Genomic DNA, 26,239 nt, shown 5'->3' with positions numbered 1-26,239 from the left:
GACCGGCCGGGTACCGCAAGGACCGTCCGGCGGGGCGTCCGGCCCTCGGGGCCGGACGCCCCGCCGCTCCCAGGGACCGCCAGGTGGAAGCAGGTGCAGTGAACCAACATCGTCTGAGATGCGACAGAGTGGTCAAGGACCACGGGGGCGTCTTCCAACTCGGGCCGTTGACCCTGGACGTGACCGAGGGGGTGACCTGCCTCGTCGGTCCGAACGGCGCCGGGAAGTCGACCTTCTTCCGGCTCGCCGCGGGACTGGAGAAGCCGTCGTCCGGCACGCTGGAACTCCACTCGGACCCCCGTACGGGCCGGGCGGCGGCCTTGGGCTTCCTGCCCCAGGACCCCGAACTCCCCCAGGGGGCGACCTGCGAGGAGTTCCTGCACTACGTCGCGTGGGTGCACCGGGTTCCCGCCCGGCACAGGAAGGAGGCCGTGGCCACCGCACTCGGCCTCACCCGCCTCACCGACCGCGCCACCCACAAGATCCGGACCCTCTCCGGCGGCATGATCCGCCGCCTCGGCATCGCCCAGGCGCTGATCCACGACCCCGCACTGCTGCTGCTCGACGAACCCACGGTCGGGCTCGACCCGCGCCAGCGCATCGCACTGCGCGAAACGATCACCTCCATCGCCGCGCACCGGGTCGTGATCATCTCCACGCACCTGGTGGAGGACGTCCGCAATCTGGCGGACCGGGTCATCATCCTGGACACCGGCGAGGTCGTGTTCGACGGCGACATACCGACGCTGGAGGGAAAGGCCGACCCCGACGCTCCCGGGGACACCGACCTGGAGCGGGCCATCGCCACGTTGATGGGAGCCCAGGAATGAGCTCCCCCGCCCTGCGGTACGCGTTCAGGACACTGCTCGGCCCGTGGGCCGTCCTTCCCGTCGTCGTACTGGAGGTCATGAACTTCCTCCAGCGCGGGATGCCCTGGCGGGGAGAGTCCCTGTGGACCGTCGACTGGTTCGCCATCGCCCTGTTCGTCGTCGGGCCGCTGCTCGCCGGCGCCGCGGCCGTCGACGCCTCCCGGCTGTCGAAGGCAGGCAACATCCATCTCGTCCTGGCCACCGCCCGCCCCCACCGTCCTTATCTGCGGGCCGCCGCCTGGTGTGCCGTTCCCGTCCTCTGCGTCCACCTCCTGACCCTCGCCGTGGGCCTGGCGGTGAGCGGCATCCACGGCAGCCCGCAGTGGTTCGTGCTCGCCGGAGCCGTCCTCGTCCAGTGCCTGGCGATCTGCTGGTACGTGGCGATCGGCTCCGCCGTCGGCAGACTTGCCGGACCCCTGCCCGCCGGAGCCGCGGCAGCCGTCGGCGCCTTCAGCCTCCTCTATCTCCTCGGCGAAGGCAGCACCGGCCGCTTCGAACCCCTCGCCCTCGGCGGCGCCACGGTCTCCCGGCTCGGCTACCAGTACGCACCCGGGTATCTCCTGTCGCAGATCGCCGTCTTCACCCTGACCGGGGCCGTTCTGCTGCTCCTGCCTCTGCACCTGCGGTCCGGACGGAGACTGCCCACCCGCGCGGGAGCCGGAGCCCTCGTGCTCGCGGCCGTGTTCGTCGTCGGCGGCCAGTACGCGTTCCCCGGGCAGCGGCTGACCGAGCAGGCCGAGTCCCCGGATTCCTGCACCGGCTCCGCCCCCGTGGTGTGCGTGTACGCCGAACACCGGCGCTTCCAGAACGAGACGGTGCGGCACGTGCAGACCCTGTCGGCCGCCGCACGCTCCCGCGGCTACCGCGCCCTGGTTCCCGACCGGGTCGAGGAGCTCAGCCGCTCCTACCGCGTGAGAACCCCGGGAACCGCAGGCCTGGAACTCCCCGCCGACGCCTACGTGTCCGGCAGGGTCGCCCTCAAGGACGTGGCCTCCGGACTGGTCCGCCCCCTGCACTGCCCCGCCCTCTACGAGGAGCCCGGCCCGGGACCCGCCTACTGGCAACGCGAGTTCTCGCTGTACGCCACGCTCCTGAACACGGCGGGGATCACGGTGGACCCCCGCGAATTCCCGGAACCCGCACGTCCCCTAACCCCCAAGGAGGTGCAGGACATCAAGGACGACTACGCGACCTGCGACCTGGAGGGGACGTGACGTCGGACGGCCTGCGAACGGTCCGGGCCTGGATCGGAGTGCACGCGGGCCGCCCCGCCCTCGTCCTGCTCGCGGTCAGCGGCCTGCTGTCGCTGCTCAGCGCGCAGGCGATGATCAGCAGTCTGGGGTTCCTGGTCTTCGAGACGCCGGTTTCGCTCCTGCTGCTCGTACCCGTGCTGGCGGGCATCGGGGTCGGCATGGGGACGGAGAACACCGCACGCATTCCGCTGCCCGAGCCGCTGCGGCTCCTGGCGGCCCGGCTCGTGTGGCTGCTCGCCCTCACGGCGGCGGCGGGCGTCGCGGTGTCTGTGGGCCAGCTGGCCGGCCCGGCGGTCGACTGGCAGGCCTGCTTGCGCAACCTGCTCGTGCATGCCGCGCTGACGGTGCTCGCTGTCACTCTCGTCGGCTCCGCGACGGCGTGGGTGCCTTCGGTGGCCCTGACCCTGCTGTGCATGTTCTTCGGCTATCCCCCGTCGAAACCCGGGTACTACTGGTGGGCGGCGGTCATGGAGGAGACCGTCAGCCCGACGCAGTGGGCGGGGACGACCGCGCTCTTCCTCCTCGCGGCCCTGGTCCACGTCCTGCATCCACGGGCCGCGCCCCACGCGGGCCGCTTCCCGCTCCGGCAACGCCCCACCGCCAACGGCTAGTTCCGCCCCCTGCGGGTAGAACCCGGTCACCATCGGGAACACCGGAGTGCCGAGGAGACCCCCATGGAAGACGTCTGGACCGTCGTCGTCTGGGTGGCCGCGTTTCACGCCGTGGGGTTCCTGCTGGCCATGGCCTTCCTGAAGGTGCAGCGGTTCCGCGTACGCCGCCGGGGATAGCCGGGGGCGGGTCGCGCCCCCGGCCGGGATCAGACCGCCGCCGGTTCGTCCTCCCCCACGAAGGTCCGCCACAGGCGGGCGTACTTCCCGTCCAGGGCGAGGAGTTCGTCGTGCGTGCCGTCCTCGGCGACGCGGCCGTGGTCCATCACCACGACCCGGTCCGCGCGGGCCGCCGTGGTCAGCCGGTGGGCGACGACCAGGGTGGTGCGCCGGCCGGTGAGCCGGTCGGTGGCCTGGTTGACCTGGGCCTCGGTGGCGAGGTCGAGGGCGGCGGTGGCCTCGTCGAGGAGCAGCACGTCGGGGTCGACGAGTTCGGCGCGGGCGAGCGCGATGAGCTGGCGCTGACCTGCGGAGAGGTTGCGGCCGCGTTCGGCGACGGCGTGCAGGTAGCCGCCGTCGAGGGTGGCGATCATGTCGTGCGCGCCGACCGCGCGGGCCGCCGCCTCGACGGAGGCGTCGGTGGCGTCGGGGCGGCCGTAGGCGATGGCGTCGCGGACGGTCCCGGCGAAGAGGTACGCCTCCTGCGGGACGACACCGAGGCGGTGCCGGTACGCGGTCATGTCGAGGTCGCGCAGATCGGAGCCGTCGGCGGTGACCCGGCCGGAAGTCGGGTCGTAGAACCGCGCGACCAGCTTGACCAGGGTCGACTTCCCGGCACCCGTCTCGCCGACGAAGGCGACGGTCTGACCTGCCGGTATGTGGAGGGAGACGTTCGACAGCGCCTCCTCTTCCTCGCCGTACTTGAACGACACGTCCTCGAAGGCGATCTCCCCGCGCAGGGAGAGCACGTCCTTCGGCGCGTCCGCACCGACCGTGGAGGTCGGCTCGCGCAGCAGCTCCTGGATGCGCTTGAGCGAGACGGTCGCCTGCTGGTACCCGTCGAAGACCTGCGAGAGCTGCTGCACCGGCGCGAAGAAGAGGTCGATGTAGAGGAGGTACGCGACGAGCGCGCCCGCCGTCAGCGTCCCGGCCTCGATCCGCCCGGCCCCGACGATCATCACGGCGGCCGCCGCGACCGACGCGAGGAGCTGTACGAACGGGAAGTACACGGAGATCAGCCACTGGCCGCGCACCCGCGCCTGCCGGTAGCTGCGGCTGTTCTCGGCGAACCGCTCGCGCCCCGCCCGCTCCCGCCCGAAGGCCTGCACGATGCGCAGCCCGGCCACCGACTCCTGGAGGTCGGCGTTGACGACGGAGACCCGGTCGCGGGCCAGTTCGTACGCCTGGACGCTCTTCTTCCGGAAGAAGTACGTGCCGACGACCAGCAGCGGAAGCGTCGCGAAGACGACCAGCGCCAGCTCGACGTCGATGACGACCAGCGCCACCATCACGCCGAGGAAGGTCACGACGGACACGAAGGCGGTGACGAGCCCGGTCTGGAGGAACGTGGACAGCGCGTCCACGTCCGTCGTCATCCGGGTCATTATCCGCCCGGTCAACTCCCTTTCGTAGTAGTCGAGTCCGAGCCGCTGGAGCTGCGCGAAGATCTTCAGCCGCAGCGAGTACAGCACCCGCTCGCCGGTACGTCCCGTCATGCGGGCCTCGCTGACCTGCGCCCCCCACTGCACCAGCACGGCGAGCAGCGCGAGCCCCGCCGCCGTCCACACCGCGCCGAGCGCGAGCCGGGTGACACCCTCGTCGATGCCGTGGCGGATCAGCACCGGCAGCAGCAGCCCCATCCCCGCGTCGACGGCGACCAGGCCCAGGCTGACCAGCAGCGGCAGCCCGAATCCGCGCAGCAGACGACGGAGGTTGTACGAGTCCTCGGGCGCGACGGCGCGGGCCTCGTCGATGTTCGGTACGTCGTTGGCGGGCGGCAGGGCGTCCACCTGCGCCAGCAGTTCGGGCGTGGCGGGCATCCCGGGGGCGTGGTCGGTGTCCTTCGCCGGGTCGGTCTCGTCCCGTATCCACAGGTCGGGGGTGATGCCGCGCTCGGCGTCGAACTCGGCGTCCAGCTCCGCCTGCACGGACCGGTCGTCCTCGACGGGGGCCTTCTGGAGGATGTGCCCGGGCGATACGCCGCCGAGCTCGTCGGGGTCGGTGAGGAGGCGGCGGTAGAGGGCCGAGCGCTGCTCCAGCTCCTCGTGGGTGCCGATGTCGGCGAGGCGCCCCTTGTCGAGGACGGCGATGCGGTCGGCGAGGTTGAGGGTGGACCGGCGGTGGGCGATGAGGAGGGTCGTGCGCCCCGCCATGACCGACTTCAGCGCCTCGTGGATCTCGTGCTCGACGCGGGCGTCGACGGCGGAGGTGGCGTCGTCCAGGAGCAGCAGACGCGGATCGGTGAGGATGGCACGGGCCAGCGACAGCCGCTGCCGCTGCCCGCCCGACAGGGTCAGCCCCTGCTCGCCGACCTTGGTGTCGTACCCGTTCGGCAGCTCGTCGATGAAGCGATCGGCCTGGGCGGCACGCGCCGCTGCGTGGATCTGCTCGTCCGTCGCGTCGGGATGGCCGTACGCGAGATTGGCACGCACGGTGTCGGAGAAGAGGAAGCTGTCCTCCGGCACGAGCCCGATCGCGGCCCGCAGCGATTCCAGCGTCAGTTCGCGTACGTCGTGGCCGCCGACCAGGACCGCGCCGCGCGACACGTCGTAAAAACGGGGAAGCAGGAGCGAGACCGTTGACTTCCCGCTGCCGGAGGACCCGACGACGGCGACGGTCTCGCCCTCGCGTATCTCCAGGGAGAACCCGTCCAGGACCGGGCGCCCCTCCTCGTACGAGAAGGCGACCGAGTCGAACTCGACGGTGGCGGGAGCGTCCGCGGGAAGCTCCTTGGTCCCGTCCTCGATGGACGGCTCGGTGTCGATCAGCTCAAGGACCCGCTCGACACCGGCCCGCGCCTGCTGCCCGACGGTGAGCACCATGGCGAGCATCCGCACCGGCCCGACGAGCTGCGCGAGGTAGGTCGAGAACGCGACGAACGTACCGAGGGTGATCTGCCCCCGGGTGGCGAGCCAGCCGCCGAGGGCCAGCATGGCGACCTGCCCGAGCGCGGGGACGGCCTGGAGGGCGGGGGTGTACCGGGAGTTGAGCTTGACGGTCCGCAGGCGCCCCGCGAACAGCCGTCGCGAGACCTCCCTGAGCTTCCCGGTCTCCTGGTCCTCCTGCCCGAAGCCCTTCACGACACGGACGCCGGACACGGCCCCGTCGACCACTCCGGCGACGGCGGCGGCCTGGCCCTGGGCGTACCAGGTGGCAGGGAAGAGACGCTTCTTGCTGAGCCGGGCGATGAACCAGAGGGCGGGGGCGACGGCGAGGGCGACCAGGGTGAGGAGCGGGGAGAGCCACGCCATGATCACGAGGGAGATGAGGAAGAGCAGGACGTTCCCGATGGTCATCGGGAGCATGAAGAGCAGGCCCTGGATGAGCTGGAGGTCGCTGGTGGCGCGGCCGACGACCTGCCCGGTGGACAGCTCGTCCTGGCGGCGGCCGTCGAGGCGGGTGATCGTCCCGTACATCTCGGTACGGAGGTCGTGCTGGACGTCGAGGGCGAGCTTGCCGCCGTAGTACCGGCGTATGTACGTGAGCACGTACACGACGACGGCCGCGGCTATGAGCAGCCCGGTCCACACGGCGAGCGACCGGGACCCCTTGCCGATCACGTCGTCGATGACGACCTTGGTGATCAGCGGAACGAGGGCCATGACGGCCATGCCGCCGAGGGAGGAGCCGAGGGCGAGCAGGACATTGGTGCGGTAACGCCAGGCGTAGCCGGTCAGGCGGCGCGCCCAGCCCCGTTCTCGTACGGCCTGCTGCTCTTGGTCTGCCACGTGGTGCCTCCCGTTGGTTCTTGTCCCACCGGAAGGCACCAACGCCGCGAGCTGCGGATTTCATCCCGCCGCAACATTCGGGCGGAAGTGCGGCGCGGGACTTCAGTGCGCCGGAGCCTCCGGGGTCGGCGGGATGACCTCGTGCGGTGCGACGGGCGGGACGACCTCGGGGGCCTGGAAGGTGCGGGCCTTGGAGGCGGGATTCAGGTCGCGGTGGACGGCGCGGGAGACGGCCTGGATGGTGTCGACGCCCTGCTGCATCGTCTTGTTGCCGTGGGTGAGGACGGTGATGGTGTAGTCGTGGCCCTGGCCGGTGAAGACACCGAGCGAGTGCACCCGCCAGCCCTTGGTGGCGCGCGGCAGCCAGCCGTTCTTGACCTGGACCTTGGTGTTGCCGGGGGCACCGGCGGGGGTGCCCCAGCGCTGGGCGGGGACGACGCGGGCCATGCGGTCCAGGGCGTAGGCGCGGGAGGCGTCGGTGAGGACGGCGTTGGGCTTGGTGAGCAGGGCGAGGATCTTGCTCTGCTCGGAGGCGTTGACCTGGGTGAGGCCCCAGTAGCCGTTCGCCCCCGGCTTGGTGCGGGTGGCCCCGGCGGCCTTGAGGAAGGTGTTGATCTTGCCCGTTCCGAGCTGCTTCCACAGGGTGCTGGTGGCGTTGTTGTCGGACTTGGTGATCATGGCGGTGACGAGGTCCCGCTCCCGCGTGGACAGGGCGCGCTTGCGCTTCTGCGAGTCCTGCAGCAGCGCACCCATGACGGTGACCTTGACGATGCTGGCCGAGTCGTACGAGTCCCAGGAGCGCAGGGAGCAGTACGTGCCGGTGGCCCGCTCGTACACGGCGAGGGCGGTGGTGCCGGGCCGGCCGCGCAGGGCGGCGGTGAGGTCGGCGGCCATCTTCTTGGCGAGCCCGGCCTTGTTGGAGCTGCACGTCACCTGGGGTGCGGCGGCGGTGGCGGGGGCCGCGGAGGCCACCAGGACCCCGGTGGCGAGAGCTGCGGCGGTGAGGCCTCTGGATATTCGGCGGTGCGTGTGAGTGATGTTGCCGGTGGTGCGTGCGGACATGCTTCCCCGTCCCCCTGGGCCTTGGATTCAGCGACTCGGGAGTGCCTTTCCGGCACTCCCGCCTCACATGACTCAGGGGGACGGAAAAGGTTGTACGTCACAGGGGAATCGGTGGGGGCGGGGCGGCGGCGTCAGCGGGGATGAGGGAATCACACCTTCGGGGGACCCCATAGCTGTTCTCCCGTATATACACTCAGCGATCTATACGTTCTCGCCCATGAGTGATCCATTCGAGATCGAGATCGAGTCGGAGGTTCGGCTGTGGCTGATGAACCTGCCGGCCGACGACTACGAGGCCGTCGAGGACGCGGCGGAACGACTCCGCCTCAACGCCTCGTCCTTGCGGGAGCCCTACTCCCGCTACCTGGGGGACGGCGTCCGGGAGCTGCGCTTCCACATCGGCCACGACCGCGCCGCCGTCCGCATCACGTACTGGCTCGCCCCCGGCCGCCGGGTCGTCATGCTGACCGTCTTCCGCAAGAAGCGGCAGCGGGAGACCGCCGAAGTGGCCCGCGCGCGGCGGGCCAAGGCCGAGTGCGAGGCACAGCACGATCCGGCGGAACAGGAATTCAGCCGTACCGATTGAGGGAGGATGACCCCATGGTCAGTCATGCGGAGTGGAAGCGATCCCGGGACCGCAAGGTCGTCGAGGGGATTGCCGAGGACCCCGAGCGGGAGCGGCGGCGCAAGGAGCGCGACCTCGCCTGGGACCTCGGGCAGATCATCTATGACAGGCGCACCGCACTCGGGCTCTCGCAGACCGTGCTGGCCCGCCGGGCGGGCATGTCCCAGCCCCAGCTCTCCAAGATGGAACTGGGCGGGACCGTGCCGACCCTGCCGCTGCTGGGCCGGCTGGCCCGGGCGCTGGAGGCGGCGCTGACGATGCGGTTGAGCGGCGACACCTGGACGGTCGAGTTCCAGCCCCTCACCGAGGCCCCGGCCTCCGGCGCACCGGACCACGACGCACCGACCCCCGACTCCCCGGACCACGAGGAGGACCGGCCGCCCGAGGTGACGGTGGCCGCACAGGCGTAGGCAGCCCTGCCTACTCGTGCGTCGGCGCGAACATCCGCAGCCGCACCGGCAGGACGACGACCGAGGGCCCCGGCGCCTTGAGCGCCGCCGCCAGGTCGGCGGCCAGGGACTCGGGTGTCGTACGCACCCCGGGCACCCCGAAGGACTCGGCGAGCGCGACGAAGTCGGGCCGGGCCAGCTCGGTCCCGACGGACTCCCCGTACGCCTCCCCCGCGTACTCGCGCAGAATCCCGTACCCCCCGTCGTCCACGATCAGCCAGGTCACCGGCAGGTCGTGCTGGCGGGCGGTGGCGAGCTCGGCGATCGAGTACATGGCGCCGCCGTCGCCCGACACGGCGAGCACGGGCGAGTCCGGGTCGGCGACCGCCGCACCGAGGGCGGCCGGGAGGGCGTACCCGAGCCCGCCCGCCCCCTGCGCGGAGTGCATGGTGTTGGGCCGGGCGGCGTCGAAGGCGGACCAGGCCCAGTACGTCAGGATCGTCATGTCCCAGAAGCTGGGCGCGGCGGCGGGCAGCGCCTCCCGGACGGCGGCGAGCACCTCCTGCTCCAGCCGGAGCCCCTGCCCGTCGATCCGGTCCCGGATCCTGTCGAGTACGTCCCGTACGGCAGCGGCGGCGGTGTCGTCGGCCCGCACCTCCTCGACGGTCTCCAGGAGGGCGGTGAGGGCGAGGCGGGCGTCGGCGTGGATGCCGATGGCCGGGTAGTTCGCCTCCAGCTTCCCCAGATCGGCATCGATCTGAACAACCCGCCCGCGCGGGGCGAACGTCCGGTAATTGGTGGTGAGTTCACCGAGCCCGGACCCGACAACGAGAAGAACGTCGGCCTCCTCCAGGAACTCGGTCATGTGCCGGTCCTCCAGCCAGGACTGGAGGGAGAGCGGGTGATGCCACGGAAAGGCCCCCTTCCCGCCGAAGGTGGTCACGACCGGCGCGTTCAGCCGCTCGGCAAGCTGCTTCAGCTTCTTCGACGCGTCCGACCGCACGACTCCCCCACCGGCGACGATGACGGGCCGCCGCGCACCGGCCAGCAAATGGGCTGCCACAGCGGTGAGTTCGGGCCGAGGCGGGAGCTCGTGCGGGATGCCGTCGGGCGCGACGACGACCGGAACCGCCGTCTCCGCAGCCAGCACGTCCTGCGGGATCTCGACCCAGACGGGCCCGTGCGGGGCGGTCAGCGCGGACTCCCACGCCTCGGCGATCACGGACGGAATCTGCGACTGCGTACGCGCGATGTGCACGGACTTCACGACGTCCCGGAAGGATGCCTGCTGGTCGCGCAGCTCGTGCAGATGCCCGCGCCGGCCGCCGCCCAGCCCTGCCGAGGGAACCTGGCTGGAGATCGCGAGGACGGGGGCGGAGGCGGCGGCGGCCTCCTGGAGCGCGGGCAGCGAAGTCAGCGCCCCGGGCCCGGTCGACAGGAACAGCGGGGCGGCCTCGCCGGTGACCCGCCCGTACCCGTCCGCCGCGAACCCGGCATTGTTCTCGACCCGCAGCCCGATGTACGTGAGCTGCGACCGCCGCAGGGCATCGAACAGCGCCAGGGCATGCTGCCCCGGCAACCCGAACACGGTGGTGGCACCGAGCCCGCGCAGGGTCTCCACGACAAGATCCCCACCGGTACGCCCGGCGGGCGGGGCGAGGGCGGCGGCGGTCTGCGCGGGGGTGGGCCGCAGGACGAGATCGTGATCGTGGGTCATACGGTCCAGCTTCGCGCATGGGGCGGGGACGAGGGGTACGGGCCCGGGCCGGGGGCCGTCGGGTCTTGCCCGGTACCGGACGCGCGGGCAGGGGCCGGAACCGGGGCGGGCCCGGATCGGGCGTACCGCCCCCTTGCCCGCCCGTCCCGCCCCCGGGGGGCGGCCCCGCCGCCCAAGGGGACGAGGGTGGGGATGGCTGCCCGAAGGGCACGCCATCAGGGGCGCGGGGAACTGCGCGCCCAGCCACGACGCACCCGCACAGAACAGAGACCCCCCACAGCCCCGCGGGTTTAGGTGAAGGGGCGGGACCGGGGCGAACCCGGGGGTCCGGGGGCAGCGCCCCCGGAAGGAACAGCAACCACCCACCCACCCCGCACAAATCCCCCCGCTCAGCCCCGCGCAGCCGCAATCTGCCGCGACATGATCGTCGTCAGCTCATACGCCGTGTGGGAGGCCGCCACCGACGTGATCTCGGCGTGGTCGTACGCCGGAGCCACCTCCACCACGTCCGCCGACACGAGGTTGCACGAGGCCAGCCCCCGAATGATCTCCAGCAGCTCACGCGAGGTGAGCCCACCCGCCTCCGGCGTCCCCGTACCGGGCGCATGCGCCGGATCCAGCACGTCGATGTCGATCGAGATGTACAGCGGCCGGTCTCCGATCCGCTGCCGCAGCTGATCGGCGACCTCGTCCACGCCCCGCCGCATGACATCGGCGGACGTCACGATGCCGAAGCCCATCTTCTCGTCGTCCCGCAGGTCCTGCTTGCCGTACAGCGGCCCGCGCGTCCCGACGTGCGACAGCGCCTCGGTGTCGAGAATCCCCTCCTCGACGGCCCGCCGGAACGGCGTCCCGTGCGTGTACTCCGCACCGAAGTACGTGTCCCACGTGTCCAGGTGCGCATCGAAGTGCAACAGAGCCACCGGCCCGTGCTTCTTCGCCACCGACCGCAGCAACGGCAGCGCGATGGTGTGGTCGCCACCCAGCGTCATCATCCGCGCGCCCGACCCGAGCAGGTCGTCGGCCGCGGCCTCGATCGTCTCGACGGCCTCGTTGATGTTGAACGGATTCGCCGCGATGTCCCCGGCATCCGCCACCTGCGCCAGCGCGAACGGCGACGCGTCCTGCGCCGGGTTGTACGGCCTCAGCAGCCGCGACGCCTCACGAATGGCGTTGCCGCCGAAACGGGCACCCGGCCGGTAGGAAACGCCGGTGTCGAAGGGCACACCGACAACAGCGACATCGGTACGCCCGCCGACCTCGTCCAGTCGCGGCAGCCTGGCGAACGTCGCCGGACCGGCGTACCGGGGAATGCGGGACGAGTCGACGGGGCCACGGGGCTCGGAAGAGGGAGTGTTCATGCCTTCGAGCGTAGGCAGACCTGCGGATTCCGCACATGTACGGATGGATGAAGAGCCCGCCGCACCTGTACGGGACGGACAGAAGCCCCCCCACCCACGCCCCACCCGTGTGGCCCCTCCAACACCCCCCACCCCTGGACACCCCAGTGACCGGCCGGTAACTTTTGCCGGGTATCTGAGCAAGCGCTTAGCGGTCACGGCCGGGCGGGCCTCGCTCAAGGACAGGGATCACCACTCGCAGAGGGAGCGTCACGTGCGCCGTACCGTATTCAACGAGGACCACGAGGCGTTCCGGGAGACCCTCCGGGCGTTCATCGAGGCCGAGGTCGTCCCCGTCTACGACGAGTGGTTCGCCGCAGGCCAGGCCCCCCGCGACTTCTACTACAAGCTCGGCGAGCTGGGCGTCTTCGGCATCAACGTGCCCGAGGAGTTCGGCGGCGCCGGCCTGGAGACGCACAAGTTCGAGGCGGTCCTGACCGAGGAGACCGCCCGCGCGGGCGTCACCTTCGGCGGCTCGGGCGTCCACGTCCTCCTGGGCCTCCCTTACATCCTCATGCTCGCCACCGACGAGCAGAAGAAGCGGTACCTGGAGAAGTTCGTCACCGGCGAGGAGATGTGGGCGCTCGCCATGACCGAGCCGGGCACCGGCTCCGACGTCGCGGGCATGAAGACGACCGCCAAGCTCTCCGAGGACGGCTCGCACTACGTCCTCAACGGCGCGAAGACCTTCATCACCGGCGGCGTGCACGCCGACCGCGTGATCGTCTGCGCCCGCACCTCCGCCCCGCGCGAGGACGACCGCCGCTTCGGCATCTCGCTGTTCGCCGTCGACACGAAGTCCGAGGGCTACTCGGTCGGCCGCAAGCTCGACAAGCTGGGCCTGCGCACCTCCGACACCGCCGAGCTGGCGTTCGTCGACGTGAAGGTGCCGGTCGAGGACCTCCTCGGCGAGGAGAACAAGGGCTTCGGCTACCTCGGCCACAACCTCGCCTCCGAGCGCTGGGGCATCGCGTACGGCGCGTACGCCCAGGCCAAGGCCGCCATCCGCTTCACCCAGCAGTACGTCCAGGACCGCACCGTCTTCGGCAAGCCGGTCGCCACCTTCCAGAACACCAAGTTCGAGCTGGCCGCCTGCCAGGCCGAGGTGGACGCCGCCGAGGCGGTCGCCGACCGCGCGCTGGAAGCGCTCGACGCCGGTGAGCTGACCGCCGCCGAGGCCGCCTCCGCGAAGCTGTTCTGCACCGAGGTCGCGCACCGCGTCATCGACCGCTGCCTCCAGCTGCACGGCGGCTACGGCTTCATGAACGAGTACCCGATCGCCCGCCTGTACGCGGACAACCGCGTGAACCGCATCTACGGCGGCACCAGCGAGGTCATGAAGATGATCATCGCCAAGGACATGGGCCTGTAAAAGAGGCCCTGTACAACTACTGCCATGAACAAGGCACTTGAGAACCTGCTCGATCTGCTCGACCTGGAGCGGATCGAGCAGGACATCTTCCGGGGCGTGAGCCGCTCGGCCATCGTCCCCCGCGTGTTCGGCGGCCAGGTCGCGGCCCAGGCCCTGGTCGCCGCCGGGCGGACGGTCCCCGAGGACCGCTTCACCCACTCCCTCCACGCCTACTTCCTGCGCACGGGCGACCCGTCGGCCCCGATCGTCTACACGGTCGACCGGATCCGCGACGGCCGCTCGTTCACCACGCGCCGGGTCGTCGCGGTCCAGCACGGCCAGCCGATCTTCCACCTCTCGGCGTCGTTCCAGACGTACGAGGAGGGCATGGAGCACCAGGCCCCGATGCCGCCGTCGACCGACCCGGACTCGCTCCCCACGGCCGCCGAGACCCTCCCCCGCTACACGGACCGCTTCGTCGACCCGGGCACGGTGGACCGTCTGCTCGAGGCCCGTGCCGCGATCGACCTCCGTTACGTCGACTCGCCCCCGTACGCCACGGTCGGCGAGCCCCGCGAACCGCGCTCGCAGGTCTGGTTCCGTACGAACGGCAAGCTCGCCGACGACCACCTCCTGCACGTCTGCCTGGCGACGTACGTCTCCGACATGACGCTCCTCGACTCCGTACTGCTCGCGCACGGCCGGGGCGGCTGGGCGACCGGCGACGTCGTCGGGGCGTCCCTGGACCACGCGATGTGGTTCCACCGCCCCTTCCGGGCCGACGAGTGGCTGCTGTACGACCAGGAGTCCCCCTCCGCCTCGGGCAGCCGGGGCCTGGGCCAGGCCCGGATCTACACCCGGGACGGGCGGCTGGCGATCTCGGTCATCCAGGAGGGCGTCGTTCGCGTACCGCGCTGATCGGGCATACGGTCCGAACCATGGCGGAGGACAACAACACGGACAGCGCACCCGCATCCACCGGCGGCGGCGAGAGCACCTTCACGGTGATCGTCGCGGCGGTCGCCAACCTCGGCATCGCCGTCGCGAAGGCGGTCGCGGGCGCGATCAGCGGCTCCAGCGCGATGCTGTCGGAGGCCGCGCACTCGGTGGCCGACACGGTCACCGAACTCCTCCTGCTGACCGCCCTCAAACGCAGCGAGAAGCCCGCCGACGCCCAGCACCCGCTGGGACACGGCCCGGAGCGCTACATCTGGGCGATGCTCGCCTCCGTCGCCACCTTCGTCGGCGGCGCGGTCTTCTCGATCTACGACGGCATCCACACCCTCACCCACGGCGAGGAGCTCGGAAACCCCCTGGTCTCCTACATCGTCCTCGCCGTCGCCTTCCTGCTGGAGGGCTACTCGCTCCGTACGGGGATCCAGCAGATCCGCGCCGAGGCCGCCCGGCTGGGCGCACCCGTGGGCCGCTACTTCCGGCTGACCCCCGACACGGCGGTCAAGGCGGTCGTCATGGAGGACTCGGCGGCCCTCGTCGGCCTGCTGCTCGCGGCGGCGGGCCTGGGGCTCGGCCAGCTGACGGGTTCCGGCGTCTGGGACGGCATCGCCTCGGTCCTCATCGGTCTGCTCCTGGCGTACGTCGCCTGGGTGCTGGGCCGCAGCAACGCGCAACTGCTGATCGGCCGGGCGCTGCCGCCGGAGATGCGGGCGGGGGTACGGGAGGAGCTGCTCTCCGTACCCCACATCGTGGACGTCATCGAGCTGACGACGCTGATCCAGGGCCCGTCCGAGATCCTCGTCGCCGCGAAGATCGACTTCCGGGACGTCTCGTCGGCGGCCGAGGTGGAGTGGGCCTGCGAGGAGGCGGAGGCGCAGTTGCGCGAGCGCTACCCGGCCATCGCCCGGGTCTACCTGGACCCGACCCCGCGCCGGGGTCAGCGCAGGCCGGCGGCGTCCAGCAAGTAGTCGGTCATGGGCTCGTAGAAGAACGGGTCCACGACGTGGTCGTCGAGCGGAATGGTGACCGCCATGGTCCCCTCGGCCTCGCCCAGGAACAGGGCGGGGTCGTTGCAGTCGGCGTACCCGATCGAGTCGATCCCGCGCTGACCCGCGCATCCGGCCCATCCGTGGTCGGCGAAGACCAGGTCCGGCAACGGCTCACCGTTGCGCTCCAGGCCGTCCAGGATCGCGGTCATCGGCGCGGGCGAGTGGGTGTGCCACAGGCTGGCCCCCCGCTCGAAGACGGCGACGTCGGCGAACTGCACCACATACCCCTCGTCGGCCGTGAGCCCGCCCGGAATCCGCACCACGTCGCACCCGGCGTCCCGCAGGGCTCTCGCGGTCGCGCCGTGCACGTTGAGCAGCGCACCGGGGTGGCCGGTCGCGAACAGCACCCGCTGCCGGTCGGCGGCGGCCTTCCGCAGCCGGGCCGCCGCCCGGTCCAGGGCGTCGACGGTCAGCTCGGGGTCGATGGTGTCCTGCCCGTGCCGGTGCTCGGGGTCGTCGCTGACCCCGCACCGCTCGGCCATGACGGCCAGCACGTCCTGCTCGTCGGCCCACCGGTCGCCCAGCTCGATGCCGAGCCAGTAGTGACGGTCGCCGTTCGCGAGCTTGCGGTAGTGCGACAGGTTGTTGTCACGGGGCGTGGCCACATCCCCCGCGATGCGGGTGCGGACGAGATGGTCGACGAGGGCGGCACGGCTGAGTATCGGCATGGGATCCATTCTGCCGGGCGTGTTCACGGACGCACGGAGGGTTCCGACGGATGGACGAGGGCGGGCGCGCCCGCCCCCTCCCGGCCCCTCAGTCCCCCAGCGCCCCGAACGCCCCATGGGCCAGCCGGCGCAGCAGCGCCTCCGTGGCGCCCCGGCCGGGCAGGCCCGAGCCCAGGTGGGGGGTGGAGTTGAGGAGCCCGAAGACCGCGTGGACGGCCGCACGGGCCTCCGACTCCGGGGTGGCGGGGTGCAGGTCGCGGACCGCCGTGACCCACAACTCCACGTACTGGCGCTGGAGTTGACGCACCCGGCGCCGGTCCGCGTCGCGCAGCCGGTCCAGCTCGCGGTCGTGCAGGGTGATCAGGGGGCGGTCGTCGAGGGCGAAGTCGATGTGGCCGTCGACGAGGGCGGCCAGGAGCGCCGCCGGGTCCTCGGGGGCGGCGGCGACCCGGGCCCGGCCCCCCTCCAGCAGCCGCTCGCTGATCCCCACCAGCAGCTCCGCGAGCATCGCGTCCTTGCCGGGGAAGTGCCGGTAGAGTCCCGGCCCGCTGATTCCCACCGCCGCGCCTATCTCGTCGACGCCGACCCCGTGGAAGCCGCGCTCGGCGAAGAGGCGCGCGGCTTCCTTGAGGATCTGCTCGCGGCGGGTGGGGGCCGCGACCCGGGAGGTTCCGCCGGGGGCGGCTTGGGTGCTCATGGCAGCATTCTAGACCGGTGCGTTAGCGCTCGTTAACTTGACCGACATCTTGCCGGGACCGGCCGCCGGGCCGTCCGGCGAGCGTGACCGCACGCAGCAGCCACTCCACCGGCCCGTGCCGGTGGCGCCGCATCAGGGGTCCGCTGACGGCGAGCTGGACCCCGTACAGGACGAGGGCCATCAGCACCGGCACCGCGACCCCCAGCTTCCCGTACAGCCCGAACCCGTACCCGGTGAAGACCAGCGCCATGACCAGCGACTGGGTGAGGTAGTTCGTCAGGGACATGCGCCCTGCCGGGGCGAGGACCGCGAGGACACGGCGGCCGGGGCGGGTGCGGAAGAAGAGCAGCATCCCGGCGAGGTAGGCGGCCGTGAGCGCCGGGGCGGTGAGCACGCCCAGCGCCGAGCCGAGCATCGACCAGCGCACGGCGCCGAGCTCCAGGGTCGCGGCGAGTGCGGCGGTGGGCACGCCGACGGCGAGTCCGATGCGTACGGTACGGAGCAGCTTGGCCGGGTCCGTACGGTCGAACCAGCCGGAGCGCCCGGCGGCCAGCCCGAACAGGAACGCGGGGAGGATCGTCCCGGTGCCGAGCACGGCCGCGAGGAGCACGAACGGCAACTGGTCGAGGTTCGCACCGAGGACGTCGCCGAAGGACCCCCGGTAGGCGGCGGCGAGCGCGGCGGAGTCGGCGTCGCCCTCGGCGAGGTCGGCGGCGGTCGGCGGGACGAGCGCCATCAGCGCGGACATCAGGAGCAGGAGCGCGCTGAAGCTGCCCCACACCCAGTACGCGGCGGTGCGCGCGGCGCGCGGGGAGGCGTTGCGGGAGGCGAGCAGGATCAGCCCGAGGAGCCCGTACGCGGTGAGGATGTCGCCGCTGAACAGCAGCACGGCGTGCAGCACCCCGAGGACGAGGAGCCCGGCGGTCCGGCGCAGGGTGCGGGGCACCACACGGGCCCCGGACCGCTCGGCGGAGGCCATCTGGACGGTGAAGCTGTACCCGAAGAGGAAGGCGAACAGCAGATAGAACTTCCCCTGCACGAGGAACGCGACCAGCCACGCCACGACGGAGTCGACCCCACCGCCGACGTCCTCGGCCGCACCCGGGCCTCCTGCGGCGACCGCCCCGGCCCCGCCGCCGATGTCGACCGCGCCGCTCATCATGAGCACGTTGACCAGCAGAATCCCGAGCAACGCGAACCCGCGCAGCCCGTCGACCTCGACGATCCGCCGGGGCGCGGGAAGCGCGGGAAGCGGATCCCGGGCCGGGGGATGCGGGGGCCAGGGGGCACCCCCGGCGAGCGGCTGGTGCGGCCCGAACCCCGCAGGCGGGGCCGGTTGGACGGTTACGGGGTGCGGCGGCCTCTGGGCGGGGCCCGGTATCCCCGTCGGGTCGTTCGTACTCATACCCGAATGATCCCAGCCCCTTCAGGGGCGCGGGGAACTGCGCGAGCAACCACAAACAAGCCGCGCGGCGAGCGCTTTAGGGAAAGGGGCGGGACCGGGGCGAAATCCGGGGGTCCGGGGGCAGCGCCCCCGGCCGGAACAGCACCCCCCACCCCCAAGTCCCCCTGGACAGACCCGTTAGCGCTCGTTAACCTCGCAACAAGGTTAACGCTCACTAACTCCGCGCGCCCCCGCGCACCCCGCACACCCCCCGGGCAAGGGAGCTCGACACCATGCAGGAAGCACCGGTGCTGACCAGCACCGCGGACCCCTCCTCACCCGCCTGGCAGGCCAACGAGGCCGCCCACCAGGCCCTCGCGGACGACCTCCGCACCCGCCTCGCCACCGCGCGGCAGGGCGGCGGCGAGAAGTCCCGCGCCCGGCACGTCGCCCGCGGCAAGCTGCTGCCCCGGGACCGGGTGGACACCCTGCTGGACCCGGGCTCCCCCTTCCTGGAGCTGGCCCCCTTCGCCGCGAACGGCATGTACGACGACCAGGCCCCGGCCGCCGGAGTGATCGCCGGAATCGGGCGGGTCTCCGGCCGCGAGTGCGTCATCGTCGCCAACGACGCCACCGTCAAGGGCGGAACGTACTACCCCATGACGGTCAAAAAGCACCTCCGCGCCCAAGAGGTGGCCCTCGAGAACCGCCTCCCCTGCCTCTACCTGGTCGACTCCGGCGGCGCCTTCCTCCCCATGCAGGACGAGGTCTTCCCCGACCGCGAGCACTTCGGCCGGATCTTCTACAACCAGGCCCGGATGTCCGGCGCCGGAATCCCCCAAATCGCCGCCGTCCTCGGCTCCTGCACGGCCGGCGGGGCCTACGTACCCGCGATGAGCGACGAGGCCGTGATCGTCCGCAACCAGGGCACGATCTTCCTCGGCGGCCCGCCCCTCGTGAAGGCCGCCACCGGCGAGGTCGTCACCGCCGAGGAGCTGGGCGGCGGCGAGGTCCACTCCCGCACCTCCGGCGTCACCGACCACCTCGCCGAGGACGACGCCCACGCCCTGCGCATCGTCCGCAACATCGTCGCGACGCTCCCCGCACGCGGCCAACTCCCCTGGACCGTCACGGCAGTCGAGGAGCCGAAGGTCGACCCGGCCGGTCTCTACGGGGCGGTCCCCGTCGACTCCCGCACCCCCTACGACGTACGCGAGGTGATCGGCCGCGTCGTCGACGGCTCCCGCTTCAGTGAGTTCAAGTCGGAGTACGGGCAGACCCTCGTCACCGGCTTCGCCCGCATCCACGGCCACCCCGTCGGGATCGTCGCCAACAACGGCATCCTCTTCTCCGAGTCCGCCCAGAAGGGCGCGCACTTCATCGAGCTGTGCGACCAGCGCGGCATCCCCCTCCTCTTCCTCCAGAACATCTCCGGCTTCATGGTCGGCCGCGACTACGAGGCGGGCGGCATCGCCAAGCACGGCGCGAAGATGGTCACGGCCGTCGCCTGCACCCGCGTACCGAAACTGACCGTGGTCGTCGGCGGCAGCTACGGCGCGGGCAACTACTCGATGTGCGGCCGCGCCTACTCCCCCCGCTTCCTGTGGATGTGGCCCAACGCCAAGATCTCCGTCATGGGCGGCGAGCAGGCCGCCTCCGTCCTCGCCACCGTCAAGCGCGACCAGATCGAGGGCCGCGGCGAGGAGTGGGCCGCGGAGGACGAGGAGTCCTTCAAGGACCCGATCCGCGCCCAGTACGAGACCCAGGGCAACGCCTACTACGCCTCCGCCCGCCTGTGGGACGACGGCGTGATCGACCCGATGGAAACCCGCCAGGTCCTCGGCCTCGCCCTGACCGCCTGCGCCAACGCCCCGCTCGCCGACCCCGCCTTCGGCGTCTTCCGGATGTGAGACGACACATGACTTCCCTGTTCGACACGGTCCTGGTCGCCAACCGCGGCGAGATCGCCGTCCGCGTCATCCGCACCCTGCGCGAGCTGGGCATCCGCTCGGTCGCCGTGTTCAGCGACGCCGACGCGGACGCCCGGCACGTCCACGAGGCGGACACGGCGGTACGCATCGGGCCGCCCGCCGCCTCGGAGAGCTATCTGCGCATCGACCGCCTGGTCGAGGCGGCGGTCCGCTCGGGCGCGCAGGCGATCCACCCGGGATACGGATTCCTCGCGGAGAACGCGGAGTTCGCGTCCGTGTGCGCGTCGGCCGGACTCGTCTTCATCGGCCCTCCCGCCTCCGCGATCTCGCTCATGGGCGACAAGATCCGGGCGAAGGAGACGGTGAAGGCGGCGGGTGTGCCGGTCGTTCCCGGCTCCTCGGGCTCCGGCCTGACGGACGCCCAACTCGCCGACTCCGCACGGGAGATCGGCATGCCGGTCCTCCTCAAGCCGAGCGCCGGCGGCGGCGGCAAGGGCATGCGGCTGGTCCGCGACTCATCGCTCCTGGGGGACGAGATCGCCGCCGCCCGCCGCGAGGCCCGCTCCTCCTTCGGCGACGACACCCTCCTGGTGGAGCGGTGGATCGACCGCCCCCGGCACATCGAGATCCAGGTCCTCGCCGACGGGCACGGCAACGTCGTCCACCTCGGCGAGCGCGAGTGCTCCCTCCAGCGCCGCCACCAGAAGGTCATCGAGGAGGCCCCGTCGGTCCTCCTCGACGAGGCGACCCGGGCCGCGATGGGCGAGGCGGCCGTACAGGCGGCCCGGTCCTGCGGCTACAGCGGTGCGGGCACGGTGGAGTTCATCGTGCCGGGCGACGATCCGTCCTCGTACTACTTCATGGAGATGAACACCCGCCTCCAGGTCGAGCACCCGGTGACCGAACTGATCACCGGCATCGACCTGGTGGAGTGGCAGCTGCGGGTGGCCGCAGGGGAACAACTCCCCTTCGCGCAGGCCGACATCACCCTCACCGGGCACGCCGTCGAGGCCCGCATCTGCGCCGAGGACCCCTCGCGCGGCTTCCTCCCCTCCGGCGGCACCATCCTCGCCCTCAACGAGCCGCAGGGCAGCGGCGTGCGGACCGACTCCGGCCTCTCGGTCGGCACGGAGGTCGGCAGCCTGTACGACCCGATGCTGTCCAAGGTCATCGCGTACGGTCCCGACCGCCCCACCGCACTGCGCAAACTGCGCGCGGCCCTCGCGGAGACGGTGACCCTGGGCGTGGCGACCAACGCGGGCTTCCTGCGCCGCCTGCTCGCCCACCCGGACGTGGTGGCGGGCGACCTGGACACCGGGCTGGTGGAGCGGGACGCGGAATCGCTGGTCGACGCGGGTGTCCCGGTGGAGGTGTACGCGGCGGCGGGGCTGCTGGCGCAGGCGGGGCTGGAGCGCCCGGCACAGGGGTGGACGGACCCGTTCTCCTCCGCGAGCGGCTGGCGGCTCGGCGGGGAACCCGCCTGGACCGCCCACCACTTCAAGGCGTCCGGGCAGGAGCCCGTGACGGTACGGGTCCGCGCAGGCGAGGTGAGCGTCGACGGCTCCGAAGCCCTCCCGGCCCGCCTGAGCACCTCCTCGGACGGCACCCTGACCGTCGAGGTCGGCGGCCTCACCCACACCCTCCGCCACCACGGCGAGTGGCTGGGCCGCGACGGCGACGCCTGGCACCTGACGGCGTACGACCCGGTCGCCGCCACCCTCACCGGTTCCGCCCACTCCGGCGCGGACGCGCTCACCGCGCCCATGCCCGGCACGGTGACCGTGGTGAAGGTGGCCGTCGGGGACCACGTCGACGCAGGTCAGAGCCTGCTCGTCGTCGAGGCGATGAAGATGGAGCACGTCATCTCCGCCCCCCACTCGGGCACCGTCGCCGAACTCGACGTGAAGGCGGGGGCCACCGTCGCGATGGACCAGGTGCTGGCCGTGGTCACCCCGGACGAGGAGGCGGACGGAGAATGACACTTCCCATGGTCGTGCGCGCCCCCGGGCTCCCCGCCCGGGTAAGGATTTACGAGGTCGGGGCCCGCGACGGGCTCCAGAACGAGAAGGGCGTCGTCCCGACCGAGGTGAAGGCGGAGTTCATCCACCGCCTCGCCGCCTCGGGCCTCACCACCGTCGAGGCGACGAGCTTCGTGCACCCCAAGTGGGTGCCCCAACTCGCCGACGCCGAAGCCCTGTTCCCCCAGGTCCAGGACCTCGGGGACACCGTCGACCTCCCCGTCCTCGTACCGAACGAGCGGGGTCTCGACCGGGCCCTGGCCCTCGGTGCCCGGCATGTCGCCGTGTTCGCCAGCGCCACCGAGTCCTTCGCCAAGGCCAATCTGAACCGTACGGTCGACGAGGCGCTCGCGATGTTCGAGCCGGTCGTCAGCCGGGCGAAGGCGGCGGACGCGCAGGTCAGGGGCTATCTGTCGATGTGCTTCGGCGACCCCTGGGAAGGGGCCGTGCCCGAGGCGCAGGTTGTGAAGGTCTGCCGGGCGCTGATCGACATGGGCTGCGACGAGCTGAGCCTCGGCGACACCATCGGCGTCGCCACGCCCGGTCAAGTCGCCTCCCTGCTGGGCGCGTTGAACACCGCCGGTGTGCCCACCGACCGCATCGGCGTCCACTTCCACGACACGTACGGCCAGGCGCTCTCCAACACCCTGGCCGCCCTGCGGCACGGCGTCACCACCGTCGACGCCTCCGCCGGCGGGCTCGGCGGCTGCCCGTACGCCAAGTCCGCCACCGGCAACCTCGCCACCGAGGACCTGGTGTGGATGCTCCAGGGCCTCGGCATCGACACCGGGGTCGATCTCTCCGCCCTCACCGCCACCAGCGTGTGGATGGCGGAGCAACTGGGCCGACCCAGCCCGTCCCGTACCGTTCGCGCCCTGTCCCACAAGGACTGACTCCCCCAAGGACTGACGATGGACCACCGCCTTTCCCCCGAGCACGAAGAACTCCGGCGCACCGTCGAGGAGTTCGCGCACGACGTCGTCGCCCCGAAGATCGGCGACCTGTACGAGCGGCACGAGTTCCCGTACGAGATCGTCCGCGAGATGGGCCGCATGGGCCTGTTCGGGCTGCCCATCCCCGAGGAGTACGGCGGCATGGGCGGCGACTACCTCGCGCTCGGCATCGCCCTGGAGGAGCTGGCCCGGGTCGACTCGTCCGTCGCGATCACCCTGGAGGCCGGGGTCTCGCTCGGTGCGATGCCGATCTACCGGTTCGGCACCGAGGAGCAGAAGCAGGAGTGGCTGCCGAAGCTGTGCGCCGGTCAGACGCTCGGCGCGTTCGGGCTGACCGAGCCGGACGGGGGGTCGGACGCGGGCGGGACCCGCACGACTGCCGTCCGGGACGGCGACGAGTGGGTGATCAACGGGTCGAAGTGCTTCATCACCAACTCCGGCACCGACATCACCGCCCTGGTCACCGTCACCGCCGTCACCGGCCGCAAGCCGGACGGCAAGCCGCTGATCTCCTCGATCATCGTGCCGTCGGGGACCCCCGGCTTCACGGTCGCGGCCCCGTACTCCAAGGTCGGCTGGAATTCGTCGGACACGCGGGAGCTGTCCTTCTCCGACGTCCGGGTCCCGGCGGCGAACCTCCTCGGCGAGGAGGGGCGGGGTTACGCCCAGTTCCTGCGCATCCTCGACGAGGGCCGGATCGCCATCTCGGCGCTGGCCACCGGGCTCGCGCAGGGGTGTGTGGACGAATCGCTGAAGTACGCGAAGGAACGGCACGCCTTCGGCAAGGCGATCGGCGAGAACCAGGCCATCCAGTTCAAGATCGCCGACATGGAGATGCGGGCGCACATGGCCCGGATCGGCTGGTACGACGCGGCGTCGCGGCTGGTGAACGGCGAGCCGTTCAAGAAGCAGGCCGCCATCGCGAAGCTGTACTCCTCCACCGTGGCCGTCGACAACGCGCGGGAGGCGACGCAGATCCACGGCGGGTACGGCTTCATGAACGAGTACCCGGTGGCCCGGATGTGGCGCGACTCCAAGATCCTGGAGATCGGGGAGGGGACGAGCGAGGTGCAGCGGATGCTGATCGCGCGGGAACTGGGGATGTCCGCCTGACCCCTTCTTGTGCGCATTTGTACGGGCGGAAACCGGACAGCCTCCCGAGGGGCCCGGAAGGTTAGGCTAACCTTCCCAGGAATCCACGGTTCCGGCTCTTTCCGGCCTCCGCCCGTACGAAAGCGATCCCCCATGTCCGCCAAGTCCTCCTCGCCCCGCCTCTCCCGCCCCACCCGTCGCGGCCTGCTCGCCGTCGGCGGTGCGCTCGGCATCGGCGCCGCTCTGGCCGCATGCGGCGGCGAGAAGGCCTCCGGCAGCAAGTCGGACACGGGTTCCGGCGCCGGCGAGAAGTCCGGCCCCTGGTCCTTCACCGACGACCGCGGGACCAAGGCCGAGACGAAGGCCGTCCCGAAGAACATCGTCGCCTTCACCGGCATGGCCGCCGCCCTCCACGACTACGGCGTCGAGGTCAAGGGCGTCTTCGGCCCCACCAAGGGCAAGGACGGCAAGGCCGACGTGCAGGCCGGCGACCTGGACATCTCCAAGGTCGAGATCATCGGCAACACCTTCGGCGAGTTCGACGTCGAGAAGTACGCCAAGCTGATGCCCGAGCTGCTGATCTCCGACATGTGGGAGAAGGACAAGCTCTGGTACGTGCCCGAGGGCTCCGCGAAGAAGATCTACTCGCTCGCCCCGCAGGTCGCCCTCTGGGCGTCCAGCACCAACATGGAGAAGGCCCTCGCCCGCCGGGCCGGCCTCGCGGCGTCGCTGGGCGCGGACCTGAAGGCCCCGAAGACCGTGGACGCCAAGTCCCGCTTCGAGAAGGCCTCGGCGCGGCTGCGCGCGGCGGCCAAGGCGCACCCCGACATCACGGTGATGATCGGTTCCGCCTCCGCCGACCTCTTCTACGTCTCGCTGGCGAAGATGAGCGCCGACACGCTGTACTTCCAGGAGCTGGGCGTGAAGTTCGTCGAGCCGAAGGTCGACAAGGCGGGCTTCTTCGAGGGGCTGAGCTGGGAGAACGTCGGCAAGTACAAGGCCGACGTCATCATGATGGACAACCGCTCGGCGGTCCTCCAGCCGAAGGACATCGCGGGCAAGCCGACGTGGGCGGGGCTGCCGGCGGTCAAGGCGGGCCAGGTGATTCCCCGGGTCACCGAGCCCATCTACTCCTACGCGAAGTGCGCGCCGATCCTGGAGGACCTGGCGAAGGCCATCGAGACGGCCAAGAAGGTCTCCTGACGGGGGGCTTGGGTTCCGTGCGGGGCGGTGGGTGGTTGCTCTTCCTTCCGGGGGCTCCGCCCCCGACCCCCCGGGTTTCGCCCCAGCCCCGCCCCTTCACCTAAAGCGCTTGCCGCGCGGCTGGGTGGGTGGCTGGTCGCGCAGTTCCCCGCGCCCCTGATGGCATGCCCTCCGGGCAGCCATCCCCACCCCCGACCCCGGCCAAGGCCCGCACCCCGCCAGGAGGCCCCCATGACCACCCCCTTCCGCCTCTTCCCCCTCCGCGTCCTGCGCACCGAGCGCCTCAGCCCCTCCCTCCTCCGCGTCACCTTCGGCGGCCACGGCGCACACGGGCTGGACGGCTTCGCCTCCGGCGGCCGGGACCAGTCCCTCTCCCTCTTCCTGCCGCACCCCGGACAGGACGAGCCCGCGCTCCCCCCGGAGACCGACCCCGACTGGTTCACCTCGTACCGGAACATGCCCGACGGCATACGCGCCGTCATGCGCTCCTACACCGCCCGCGCCCAGCGCAGCGACCCCGCCGAGCTCGACATCGACTTCGCGCTGCACCCCGACGGCGGCCCCGCCTGCCGCTGGGCCGAACAGGCCGCCCCGGGGCAGCGCGTGGCCGTCCTCGGGCCCGCCGTCGCCGACAACACCGGCGTCCGCTTCCGGCCGGGCCAGGACACCGACCAGGTGATCCTGTGGGCCGACGAGACGGCCCTGCCCGCCACCTCCGCCGCCCTGGAGCAACTGCCCGCCGGGATGCCCGTCCGGGCCTGGATCACCGTCCAGCACCCGGACGACGCCGTCGAGTTGAAGACGGAGGCCGACGCCGAGATCACCTATCTGATCCGGGACGAGAACGCCCCCGCCCCCGTCGACGCCCTCGCCGCGGCCCACCTCCCCGCCACCCCCGCCCCGTACGTCTGGATCGCCGGCGAAGCCTCCTGCGTACGCGCCCTGCGGCGGCACTTCGTGGGCGACCGCGGGTACGACCGCCGCCGCATCACCTTCACCGGCTACTGGCGCCAGGGCCTCACCGAGGACGGCCTCCGCGAGGCCACCTCCGAGCACGAGGTCTCGTAAC

21 protein-coding genes are annotated in these 26,239 nt (G+C 71.5%); 14 read left to right on the top strand and 7 right to left on the bottom strand.

From position 1 onward, the window contains the following. The first annotated feature begins 128 nt into the window (after positions 1–128). The 3 genes from IE269_RS18505 to IE269_RS18495 are packed head-to-tail and all read left to right on the top strand — an operon-like array spanning position 129 to position 2,733. On the top strand, positions 129–830 hold the full coding sequence (locus IE269_RS18505) for an ATP-binding cassette domain-containing protein (protein WP_189824106.1): 702 nt from the start codon (positions 129–131) through the stop codon (positions 828–830). After that, a complete protein-coding gene (locus IE269_RS18500; protein WP_189824105.1) occupies positions 827–2,083 on the top strand; it encodes a hypothetical protein in 1,257 nt (418 codons plus the stop codon). Before IE269_RS18505 ends, IE269_RS18500 begins: the two co-directional genes overlap by 4 nt. Next, positions 2,080–2,733 carry a hypothetical protein gene (locus IE269_RS18495; RefSeq protein ID WP_189824104.1) on the top strand — a complete coding sequence of 218 codons (654 nt, stop codon included), beginning with the start codon at positions 2,080–2,082 and terminating at the stop codon, positions 2,731–2,733. Before IE269_RS18500 ends, IE269_RS18495 begins: the two co-directional genes overlap by 4 nt. Before the next feature lie 206 nt (positions 2,734–2,939). On the opposite strand, the gene IE269_RS18490 is transcribed toward IE269_RS18495, so the two are convergent. Then, the gene (locus tag IE269_RS18490) at positions 2,940–6,677 is read right to left on the bottom strand and encodes an ABC transporter ATP-binding protein (RefSeq protein ID WP_189824103.1); all 3,738 of its coding nucleotides are present in this window, start codon (positions 6,675–6,677) and stop codon (positions 2,940–2,942) included. A 102-nt stretch (positions 6,678–6,779) separates the two neighbouring features. After that, positions 6,780–7,739, bottom strand: coding sequence for a serine hydrolase (locus IE269_RS18485; protein ID WP_189824102.1), 960 nt, complete (start codon positions 7,737–7,739; stop codon positions 6,780–6,782). Between the two features lie 217 nt (positions 7,740–7,956). Here IE269_RS18485 and IE269_RS18480 point away from each other — a divergent pair, with 217 nt between their 5' ends. Next, positions 7,957–8,325, top strand: coding sequence for a type II toxin-antitoxin system RelE/ParE family toxin (locus tag IE269_RS18480; protein WP_189824101.1), 369 nt, complete (start codon positions 7,957–7,959; stop codon positions 8,323–8,325). Between the two features lie 14 nt (positions 8,326–8,339). After that, positions 8,340–8,774, top strand: a complete 435-nt coding sequence (locus IE269_RS18475; RefSeq protein ID WP_189824100.1) for a helix-turn-helix domain-containing protein — start codon at positions 8,340–8,342, stop codon at positions 8,772–8,774. A gap of 10 nt (positions 8,775–8,784) precedes the next feature. Here IE269_RS18475 and IE269_RS18470 read toward each other — a convergent pair whose 3' ends face one another. After that, on the bottom strand, positions 8,785–10,470 hold the full coding sequence (locus IE269_RS18470) for a thiamine pyrophosphate-binding protein (RefSeq protein WP_189824099.1): 1,686 nt from the start codon (positions 10,468–10,470) through the stop codon (positions 8,785–8,787). A 389-nt stretch (positions 10,471–10,859) separates the two neighbouring features. Then, positions 10,860–11,831, bottom strand: a complete 972-nt coding sequence (speB, locus tag IE269_RS18465; RefSeq protein WP_189824098.1) for an agmatinase — start codon at positions 11,829–11,831, stop codon at positions 10,860–10,862. Positions 11,832–12,084: 253 nt separating this feature from the next. On the opposite strand from speB, the gene IE269_RS18460 reads away from it, so the two are divergent. From IE269_RS18460 to IE269_RS18450, 3 genes are read left to right on the top strand one after another with little or no spacing between them, the layout of a single operon-like run. After that, on the top strand, positions 12,085–13,242 hold the full coding sequence (locus tag IE269_RS18460; RefSeq protein ID WP_189824097.1) for an acyl-CoA dehydrogenase family protein: 1,158 nt from the start codon (positions 12,085–12,087) through the stop codon (positions 13,240–13,242). A 24-nt stretch (positions 13,243–13,266) separates the two neighbouring features. Next, positions 13,267–14,139: an acyl-CoA thioesterase II gene (gene tesB / locus IE269_RS18455; protein ID WP_189824096.1), complete on the top strand. Its 873-nt coding sequence runs from the start codon at positions 13,267–13,269 to the stop codon at positions 14,137–14,139. A gap of 20 nt (positions 14,140–14,159) precedes the next feature. Then, positions 14,160–15,143, top strand: a complete 984-nt coding sequence (locus IE269_RS18450; protein WP_189824095.1) for a cation diffusion facilitator family transporter — start codon at positions 14,160–14,162, stop codon at positions 15,141–15,143. On the opposite strand, the gene IE269_RS18445 is transcribed toward IE269_RS18450, so the two are convergent. The 3 genes from IE269_RS18445 to IE269_RS18435 all read right to left on the bottom strand — a co-directional run bounded on the left by IE269_RS18445 (position 15,113) and on the right by IE269_RS18435 (position 17,994). Then, positions 15,113–15,892, bottom strand: coding sequence for a phosphatase (locus IE269_RS18445; protein WP_189824094.1), 780 nt, complete (start codon positions 15,890–15,892; stop codon positions 15,113–15,115). The two genes, IE269_RS18450 and IE269_RS18445, sit on opposite strands and share 31 nt — an antisense overlap. Before the next feature lie 88 nt (positions 15,893–15,980). Next, on the bottom strand, positions 15,981–16,589 hold the full coding sequence (locus IE269_RS18440) for an SACE_7040 family transcriptional regulator (protein ID WP_189824093.1): 609 nt from the start codon (positions 16,587–16,589) through the stop codon (positions 15,981–15,983). Between the two features lie 22 nt (positions 16,590–16,611). Continuing rightward, complete coding sequence (locus IE269_RS18435; RefSeq protein ID WP_189824092.1) at positions 16,612–17,994, bottom strand: DUF418 domain-containing protein; 1,383 nt, start codon at positions 17,992–17,994, stop codon at positions 16,612–16,614. A gap of 272 nt (positions 17,995–18,266) precedes the next feature. Here IE269_RS18435 and IE269_RS18430 point away from each other — a divergent pair, with 272 nt between their 5' ends. The 6 genes from IE269_RS18430 (at position 18,267) to IE269_RS18405 (ending at position 26,238) form a co-directional block, all read left to right on the top strand. Next, complete coding sequence (locus IE269_RS18430; RefSeq protein WP_189824091.1) at positions 18,267–19,883, top strand: carboxyl transferase domain-containing protein; 1,617 nt, start codon at positions 18,267–18,269, stop codon at positions 19,881–19,883. A 17-nt stretch (positions 19,884–19,900) separates the two neighbouring features. Continuing rightward, positions 19,901–21,883: an acetyl-CoA carboxylase biotin carboxylase subunit gene (locus IE269_RS18425; RefSeq protein WP_189824297.1), complete on the top strand. Its 1,983-nt coding sequence runs from the start codon at positions 19,901–19,903 to the stop codon at positions 21,881–21,883. Further along, positions 21,880–22,815: a hydroxymethylglutaryl-CoA lyase gene (locus IE269_RS18420; protein WP_189824090.1), complete on the top strand. Its 936-nt coding sequence runs from the start codon at positions 21,880–21,882 to the stop codon at positions 22,813–22,815. The genes IE269_RS18425 and IE269_RS18420 overlap by 4 nt, the downstream gene beginning before the upstream one ends. A gap of 12 nt (positions 22,816–22,827) precedes the next feature. Then, positions 22,828–23,988 (top strand): acyl-CoA dehydrogenase family protein, encoded by a 1,161-nt coding sequence (locus IE269_RS18415; RefSeq protein WP_308436969.1) that lies wholly within the window; start codon positions 22,828–22,830, stop codon positions 23,986–23,988. A gap of 132 nt (positions 23,989–24,120) precedes the next feature. Further along, the gene (locus IE269_RS18410; RefSeq protein ID WP_189824088.1) at positions 24,121–25,170 is read left to right on the top strand and encodes an ABC transporter substrate-binding protein; all 1,050 of its coding nucleotides are present in this window, start codon (positions 24,121–24,123) and stop codon (positions 25,168–25,170) included. Positions 25,171–25,401: 231 nt separating this feature from the next. Further along, a complete protein-coding gene (locus tag IE269_RS18405) occupies positions 25,402–26,238 on the top strand; it encodes a siderophore-interacting protein (protein ID WP_189824087.1) in 837 nt (278 codons plus the stop codon). Position 26,239: the final 1 nt, after the last annotated feature.

Origin of the sequence: Streptomyces spiroverticillatus (assembly GCA_014650415.1) — a bacterium.
GTDB classification, from domain to species: domain Bacteria; phylum Actinomycetota; class Actinomycetes; order Streptomycetales; family Streptomycetaceae; genus Streptomyces; species Streptomyces spiroverticillatus.
The sequence above is the reverse complement of the archived record's forward strand: the minus strand, read 5'-3'. Positions and strand labels throughout refer to the sequence as shown.